The organism is Zoogloea sp. 1C4 (assembly GCF_009469605.1).
GTDB classification, from domain to species: domain Bacteria; phylum Pseudomonadota; class Gammaproteobacteria; order Burkholderiales; family Rhodocyclaceae; genus Zoogloea; species Zoogloea oryzae.
In genome coordinates, this window is the sequence record NZ_SSXU01000127.1 from 1 (window position 1) to 1,071 (window position 1,071).

3 protein-coding genes are annotated in these 1,071 nt (G+C 29.2%); all 3 read left to right on the forward strand.

Going from position 1 to position 1,071, the window contains the following annotated elements:
* The coding region (locus tag GH681_RS23485; RefSeq protein ID WP_194271329.1) for a hypothetical protein at positions 1–217 on the forward strand (217 nt) is incomplete at its 5' end.
* Complete coding sequence (locus GH681_RS23185) at positions 199–621, forward strand: hypothetical protein (RefSeq protein WP_153163851.1); 423 nt, start codon at positions 199–201, stop codon at positions 619–621. The genes GH681_RS23485 and GH681_RS23185, both read left to right, overlap by 19 nt.
* A complete protein-coding gene (locus tag GH681_RS23190) occupies positions 614–982 on the forward strand; it encodes a hypothetical protein (protein WP_153163852.1) in 369 nt (122 codons plus the stop codon). The genes GH681_RS23185 and GH681_RS23190 overlap by 8 nt, the downstream gene beginning before the upstream one ends.
* Positions 983–1,071: the final 89 nt, after the last annotated feature.

Genomic DNA, 1,071 nt, shown 5'->3' on the forward strand with positions numbered 1-1,071 from the left:
ATTAATACGTTTTAAGGGCATTATGGGAACAATAATAATAGTACTTGTGAGTATTATTGGTTTTGGTGCTCTTACTTATCGTCAAGGAAAGAAAGAAGGTTATGACCAAGGTAGAATTGATGGTTACGAAGAGTGTAAACAAAACTTTAATAAGATACAAGAATTTAAACAAAAGATATTAAATAAAAAGTTAGACATATGGAAGGATACAAAGTAATTAAGGATTTTAGCTTCGCTGAAAAAGGTGATGTGTTTACTAAAGTTGAAGATTTAAACTTGTGGGAACTTCAGAAATCTGAAGTAGTATCAGATACAGAAACTTATACTTCAATGGCATTTGATTCTTCTACTATGGAAGAATTAGCCAATAAAGATTATGTAATTTGGTACAGTGAAGAAGCACAAGAAGGTGTGGATGAATGTGAATGCTGTTGCAATAAGTTAGAGAAAGTAAAAGAATACGTTAATACTTTGATTGATACATATACCAAAGATTATAACGAATTGATGAAGGATTATAATGAAGGCAATGTTCAACAGTGTGTTAAAGTAGAAGCAGAAACTGTATACCATAATTTAAATAAAGTTCTTAATAGTATTAAAGATTTGTTAGATGAATAAATTAGTAAAGACTGTTAATAAAGGCAATCTTTACTATGAATACCTTAACGCTTTAAATGGTATACTACAACTTACAAACAGGGAATTGGAGTTACTTACTAAGTTCGTTGAATTAGATGTGAACTTTACTCCAATACCTGGTGTAAGTAAAAATGTAGCCAATACTGACAATCGTAGAATGATTAAAAGTACTATGGGTATTACTCCAGATAACTTAAGTAGATATATAAGTAAGTTCAAGAAAGAGGGTCTTTTAGTACAGGGAAAAGCAGAAGATGAATTAGTAGTTAATAAGATACTAATTCCAGAGATAATAAAAGATAGGGTGCAAATAACGTTAATACTAAGAGTAAATGAATAATAAAATAAATAATAAACATTTCTATATGATCTTTGACAATGGGCATATAGTACATGTAGAGAATAGAAGTAATAGGTTAGTACGATATT